5 protein-coding genes are annotated in these 6833 nt (G+C 57.1%); 3 read left to right on the top strand and 2 right to left on the bottom strand.

The window, feature by feature from the left end:
• Positions 1 to 74: 74 nt before the first annotated feature.
• Both HMPREF9538_RS00420 and HMPREF9538_RS00425 read right to left on the bottom strand, forming a co-directional pair.
• Complete coding sequence (locus HMPREF9538_RS00420) at positions 75 to 1859, bottom strand: sensor domain-containing diguanylate cyclase (protein ID WP_009486506.1); 1785 nt, start codon at positions 1857 to 1859, stop codon at positions 75 to 77.
• Between the two features lie 73 nt (positions 1860 to 1932).
• Complete coding sequence (locus HMPREF9538_RS00425; RefSeq protein WP_004140494.1) at positions 1933 to 3141, bottom strand: HD-GYP domain-containing protein; 1209 nt, start codon at positions 3139 to 3141, stop codon at positions 1933 to 1935.
• 302 nt (positions 3142 to 3443) lie between these two features.
• Here HMPREF9538_RS00425 and fraE point away from each other — a divergent pair, with 302 nt between their 5' ends.
• The 3 genes from fraE to leuE all read left to right on the top strand — a co-directional run bounded on the left by fraE (position 3444) and on the right by leuE (position 6791).
• Positions 3444 to 4487 carry a fructose-asparagine asparaginase gene (gene fraE / locus HMPREF9538_RS00430; protein WP_004179363.1) on the top strand — a complete coding sequence of 348 codons (1044 nt, stop codon included), beginning with the start codon at positions 3444 to 3446 and terminating at the stop codon, positions 4485 to 4487.
• Positions 4488 to 5148: 661 nt separating this feature from the next.
• Positions 5149 to 6063, top strand: a complete 915-nt coding sequence (gene lpxP / locus HMPREF9538_RS00440; RefSeq protein ID WP_004148038.1) for a kdo(2)-lipid IV(A) palmitoleoyltransferase — start codon at positions 5149 to 5151, stop codon at positions 6061 to 6063.
• Positions 6064 to 6152: 89 nt separating this feature from the next.
• Positions 6153 to 6791 (top strand): leucine efflux protein LeuE, encoded by a 639-nt coding sequence (gene leuE, locus HMPREF9538_RS00445; RefSeq protein ID WP_004150783.1) that lies wholly within the window; start codon positions 6153 to 6155, stop codon positions 6789 to 6791.
• Positions 6792 to 6833: the final 42 nt, after the last annotated feature.

Raw genomic sequence — 6833 nt, 5'->3', positions numbered from 1 at the left:
ACCACCGCCATATTCGTTCGGCGGTGGTAAGGAAAGTTATCTCGCTGCTTAATACCGCTGAGCGATAGTCCCGGTTAGCTGGTCTTCAGGCGGCCAAAGCTGACAATCCTTGAGCGGCCCAGCTCTTTCGCCCGGTACAGCGCGGCATCCGCCGCGCGCAGCAGACTATCGCTTTGGGTGTGCTGCGGGTAGCTGGCGATGCCAATCGACACATCCACCTGGCCTATCTCGGTCAGACCATCGCGCAGCGTCATATTGCGCACCTGGGTGTAGATCTCGCTGGCGCACTGGTGCGCCCCGGCTTCGTCAATCCCGGGGAGCAGCACTAAAAACTCCTCGCCCCCGTAGCGGAAAGCCATGCCGATATCGCGCACCGCGCGCTGCACAATGGTCGCAACGCTCTTAATCACCAGATCCCCAGCCTCATGGCCATAGCGATCATTGATGGTTTTAAAATGATCGATGTCGATCATCAGACAGCTCAGCGGAGTATGGGTATGGACCGCCAGCGCCATCTGCGAATGCAGCGCTTCGTCAAGATGATGGCGGTTACGCAGGCCGGTCAGGGAATCGAACAGCGCTTTTTCCAGCAGGGCGCTGCGCAAACGCTGATTGGCAAGCGCCAGGCCCAACGCTTCCGCCATCAGCTCGAGATAGGCCCGGGAAGGAGCGTCACTGGCGGTGACGTTCTGGAAGGTCAGCAGGCCAATGGCTTCGCCCTGGGCGATGAGCGGTACGCAGAGCGACTGGCCGGCGTGCGTCTCCGGCAGATGATAGCAGGTGATATCGGGCTCGCCCTGCACCGGCGGATGGCTGAGTCCCCGCCGTATCGCCCAGCAGTCGTCGGGAGAAAAGGGCGTCGTCTCACCGGCGGGCGACAGCCACTGCGCTACGCAGCGCATCTGCCAGGGGTCGGTATCCAGAACATACAGTTTACCGGGGATCGTCGGGGCGATATTCGGCGCAAACCGCTCCGCCACCTTAATCACATCCTCAATGGTTTCACAGCCCTGCAGCCGCTGAGTCATACGCGCCAGCAGCTCGCGGATCGCCCAGTCGGCGTCGCGCTGCTGCTCCAGCCGCTGACGGGCCAGGCCGTTCTCGCGAAAAATGCGGATCGCCTGAGCCATGTCACCAATCTCATCCACCTGGGTAAAGTGCGGCGTCTCTACCGCATAATCCTGGGAGGCGAGACGCTGGACCACGTCGCTCAGGCGAACCACCGGGTAGAGCACCCGGCGTTTGAGAATGAAGCCGAGGACGAACAAAAACATCAGGGCGGTCAGGCCGACCATGATTTCCGACAGCGTACGCCAGATCCGCGAGCGCTCGGTGGCCTGGTCGATAGCGACGGCGGCGCGATGCTCAAGCATCTGGCGGAAGCGATCGATCTGCGTCTGCATGCGCTCCAGTTCAGTCTCGTACGCGGTGCCGTACAGCACCGCGATGGCCGCTGGCGCATCGCCGCGAGTGACATGCGCCAGGGCCGCCTGCTGTTCATCCTGTAGCTCATTGGCGATCCGCAGGCCATCCTGGAGCAGCGCCAGCTCCTCGCGGCTGGCGCCGTTATCTTTCAGGCCGCCCAGCCGCTGCTCTATGCTCTTGTCGGTCTGCTGCAGCTGCTGATATTGCGTAAGCGTCTCCGGCGAAGGCTTTATCACGTACAGCCGGGCGAGGTCAGACAGCGCCCAGGCGTCGTTTTCCACCTCGTCGGAGAGGGTATCAAAGACCTGGCGCTGCTGTACCGCCTGGCGTTCGACGCGGTCGGCGCTGGAGGCCATGAGCATAGCGCTCCCGGAAGCCAGCGTCAGGCCAACGGTGATCCCGTAAGCCCAGTTAGTGATGGTGGCGATTCTCACCGTGAATTTCCTTGCATGCAGATGAAGCTGTTTTGATTATAGAACTCCGCCCCCGCCACGACGGCGGCCCGCTTCAGAGGCGGCGCTCGCTATGCAGAGGGGCAAGGGTCTGAAGAATGATGGCGTGTAGCGTTTCCGCATGGTGGCGCAAAACGAGGAAGACATCGCTATCCAGAGCGCCATTTATAACATCCGCTTCCATAATCTGTAAGGCTTCCTGCCAGGCCATCCCTTTACGATAAGGGCGATCTTCGGTCAGCGCGGTGAAAATATCGGCGATGGAGATAATCCGGTCGGCGAGGGTCAGGTGCTCCTTTTCGAGATGCAGAGGGTAGCCGCTGCCGTCCATTTTTTCATGATGATTCGAGGCCCAGTTAATGATGTCGCCGAGCTCGCTATAGTCGCTGAGAAGTTCGCCGGTCATGTAGCTGTGCTCCCGCACCTGACTCAGCTCCTCATCATCCAGCTCGCCCTCTTTTTCGAGAATGGAGAGTGGGATATAGACCTTGCCAATATCGTGTAGATAGCCGGCTATCTGTATTTGCTGGCAGGTGGGCTCCGGCAGCTGCATCCAGCGGGCAAGCTGGCGGGCGATTTCCCCCACCATGATGCTATGGGTGGCGGTAAAGCTGCTGTAGGTGTCGACGATTTTGGCAATCAGCAGGCAGACATCCTTCAGACCGTGAATATCCAGATAGCGCGTGTTGATGGGGCCAATAATCTCCAGCAGCCGCTGAATATGGCCGGGGTGAAGGTGCTGCCAGAAGTTCGCATTTTCAGCAACCTCGCACAGGATATCGCAGAGCGGCGGATCGATCTCCCGATGCAAAGCGACGAACTGTTCCACCACCGCCCGCGTGGGCCAGGCGGCAACGTGGCTATCGGCCGGCAGCAGCCGTTCAAAGGCATCAGCGAAATAGACAATGTGCTGTTCGCGGGAGCCCCGGTGGTTCGGGCTAAAATGGTGATCGCGAATAAAGGGAACGATGGGCTGGAAGGTCGCTAATCCCTCCAGCATCGCCACACCCTGGCGCTGATGCGGGTCGTGGATATTATCGATAGCATCCAGCGAATGAATGGTGCGTTTATCCCCCAGCACGCCGATATCGTGCAGCAGCGCGGCGCAAAAAATGGTCTGCTGCCGTTCGTCAGGCAGTTCCAGCCTTTGCGCCAGCGTCAGGGCGATTAAGGCCGTTCGTTGCATATGCCGGTGCAGTTCAGGGTTAATGATCTGGATGACTCTGGTGGTCAGCATCAGGGCCGACTTCAGGGCAATACGCATCTCTGTTCTCCGTTCGCGTGACCTGGCGGGCAAAAATGCTCTCGCCGGTGACGGAAGTGTCGATAATCTGATCGCAATGCGTGTTGTGTGTTGCTGAACAGGTAAATCCTCAGAATGTTTTGGTTCATAGCTCTGCCCGTTTCAGATCCAGTGGTGCACCAGAGTTGGGCGATATCGTCCTAAGAACCTTATTATTGTCTGATAGTTAACCATTTCCCCCCCAGAAAAGAAATGAATTCTGGCAAGCCCTTTGCATTAAGCAAGCGTAAGTTTGATTAATGTCTATGAAGGGAGTGACCTGTATGAATTTTAGAGCATTACTTGCCATTGCGTTATTGACGATGAGCAGCCTGGCGTTTAGCGAGACGCGTCTTCCGCATATTGTTATTTTAGCCACCGGCGGAACGATTGCTGGTTCGGCGGCCAGCAATACCCAAACAACCGGCTATAAAGCCGGGGCGCTTGGGGTGCAGACGCTGATTAACGCCGTGCCGGAAATGAGTAAAATCGCTCACGTCGAGGGCGAGCAGGTGGCGAATATTGGCAGTGAGAATATGACCAGCGATATTATTCTCCAGCTCTCGAAGCGGGTGAATGCGCTATTGGCTCGGGACGATGTCGATGGCGTGGTGATCACCCATGGCACGGACACGCTGGATGAAACCCCGTATTTCCTCAATCTGACGGTGAAAAGCAACAAGCCGGTGGTCTTTACCGCGGCGATGCGCCCGGCGACGGCGATCAGCGCCGACGGGCCGATGAACCTGCTGGAAGCGGTCACGGTCGCCGCCGATCCTGATGCCCGGGGACGCGGGGTAATGGTGGTGCTTAACGACCGCATCGGCGCGGCGCGCTTTGTCACCAAAACTAATGCCACTTCGCTGGATACCTTCCGGGCGCCCGAGGAGGGCTATCTTGGTGTCGTGGTGGGCGGAAAACCCCAGTTCGAGACGCGGGTGGATAAAATTCACACGCTGCGCTCGGTGTTCGATGTGCGTCAGCTGAAGGTTCTGCCGAAGGTGGTGATTATTTATGGTTACCAGGACGATCCGGAGTATATGTACGATGCGGCGATCGCCCATCATGCCGACGGTATTATCTACGCCGGAACCGGGGCGGGGTCGGTGTCGGTACGTAGTGCCGCCGGTATCAAAAAAGCGCAGCAGGCGGGCATCGTGGTGGTGCGAGCCTCCCGTACCGGCAGCGGCGTCGTACCGCCGGATGACAGCCAGCCCGGGCTGGTGGCCGACTCCCTCAACCCGGCAAAAGCGCGTATACTGCTGATGACCGCGCTGACGCAGACTAAAGATCCGCAGCTGATTCAGCAATATTTCCATACCTACTGATCCTCTGCGGCGAGGGCGGTGTTCACACCCTCGCCGTGCGTTCTTCTCAATGACCTGGCTTCCATGCAAATCGATGGCGGATCATTGCCCATCATTCACTCCACCTGTGTTTCCCACGAGGCGTAAAGAAATATTTTTTATTGTCCGGAGGGCACAGTATTTCAATGCACCGCGCTTATTTTAAAAGCAGGTTTAAATAAGTCTATTCTTAATTGTTGTCTTAAAGTCGTTTTAATCTTTTTTATGCTGACGGATTAAAAAAGATGCATTTCGCAGTGGGACGCGTTTAATACTCGCTTTGCCAGACTACGATGCATCCCAACGCGGTCAGGCCGCCGATCGCGCGGCTCAGCGGACGCCTGCCACCGGCGGCCAGGGCCGCACTGCGGCAGCTTTCGGTTGTTTTCGTTAGTAACGCTGATGATTAGCGTGAAAATGATATGCATGATGAATATATTAAGCGTGGTTCAAGATTTAAGTTTACATTTAGTAACATATGTGCCGCAATTATGTTTTTTTGTCAGCTTGCTGTTTTTTACTTGCCGGAGGGAATTTCAGCGGATTAGTATTGTCGAACTTGCTGTACGTACCGCCTAATGATGATAAATGGATTCTGTTTTCCTTAAGCGTTACCACATAATTAATGTTTACAGGAAAAATCATGGCCTGCGTATTTAATAAACAACTTTTACACCCGCGTAACTGGCTGACCTGGTTCGGGCTCGGCATCCTCTGGTTAATCGTGCAACTGCCTTATCCGCTGCTGCATTTTATCGGCACCAGCGCTGGTCGCCTTTCCCGTCGCTTTCTTAAACGCCGCGAACATATCGCCCGGCGTAATATCGAACTCTGCTTCCCGGACATGTCGCCAGCGGCGCGCGAGACGCTGATCGATCAAAACTTTATGTCGCTGGGAATGGGGCTTATCGAAACCGGCATGGCCTGGTTCTGGAGCGACGAGCGGGTCAAAAAATGGTTTGATGTCGAGGGGTTCGCCAACCTTAATCACGCGCTTAGCGGTGGGAAAGGGGTAATGGTCGTCGGCGTGCACTTTATGTCGCTGGAGCTGGGCGGCCGCGCGATGGGGCTGTGTCGGCCAATGATGGCCACCTACCGGCCGCACAACAGCCCGCTGATGGAGTGGGTGCAAACCCGCGGTCGCCTGCGTTCGAACAAAGCGATGATCGATCGCAACAATCTGACCGGTCTGGTGCATGCCTTGAAATCCGGTGAAGCGGTGTGGTTCGCGCCCGATCAGGATTACGGTCCCAAGGGCAGCGTCTTTGCACCTTTTTTCTCCGTCCCGCAGGCGGCGACCACCAACGGCACCTATGTCCTGTCCCGCTTATCGGGCGCGAAAATGTTGAGCATCAGCATGGTACGTAAGCTGGATCGCCGGGGCTATAGCCTGCATATCAGCGAGGTGATGAATGACTATCCGGGTGAGGATAAGCAGATCGCCGCCGGCTATATCAACAAGGTTATTGAGCGCGAGATCCTGCGCGCTCCCGAGCAGTATCTGTGGGTACACCGTCGTTTTAAAACCCGCCCGCTGGGCGAACCTTCCGTCTATTAACCTTCCCGCACAGGCTGCGCTTTCAAAATCCCGACAGTTGGGGTAACGTGAGCCGGATCATGTTTTAGTCGTGCGCGAAGGAGTGCAGAGTGTTCGCTGAGTTTGGTGTTCTGAATTATTTAACCTATCTGGTCGGGGCGGTGTTTATCATCCTCGTTCCTGGCCCTAATACGTTTTTCGTGCTGAAAACGGGTATTGCCCACGGGGTGAAGAAAGGCTATCTGGCGGCGGCGGGCGTCTTTATTGGCGACGCAGTGCTGATGTTTCTGGCCTTCGCCGGGGTGGCGACGCTGATTAAAACCACGCCGGTGTTGTTTAACGTCGTGCGCTACCTCGGGGCAATTTACCTGCTGTGGCTCGGGGGCAAAATGCTCTATGCGGTGCTGACCCAGCGCGACGGCCAGTCCGACGCCAGCGCGGAGCCGGCGAGCGCGATCCTCAAGCGCTCCCTGACCCTGAGCCTGACCAATCCGAAAGCGATTCTGTTCTATGTGTCGTTTTTCGTGCAGTTTATCGATGTCAACGCCAAAACCCCCGGCGTGGCGTTCTTTATCCTGGCGCTGACCCTCGAGGTGATTAGCTTCTGCTATATGAGCTTTTTGATCCTCTCCGGCTCGTTTGTCACCCGCTACGTCAAAACCCGCAAGAAGCTGGCTAAACTTGGCAACAGCCTGATTGGTCTGGTTTTCGTCGGGTTCGCCGCGCGCCTGGCTACCCTGCAGTCCTGATCCCCACCCCGCCGGCCCCGCCCCCCCCCCCCCCCCCCCCCC

The organism is Klebsiella sp. MS 92-3, from assembly GCF_000195655.1.
GTDB lineage: Bacteria > Pseudomonadota > Gammaproteobacteria > Enterobacterales > Enterobacteriaceae > Klebsiella > Klebsiella pneumoniae.
Note: the sequence above shows the minus strand (reverse complement) of the source record. Positions and strands in the feature narration are given on the sequence as shown.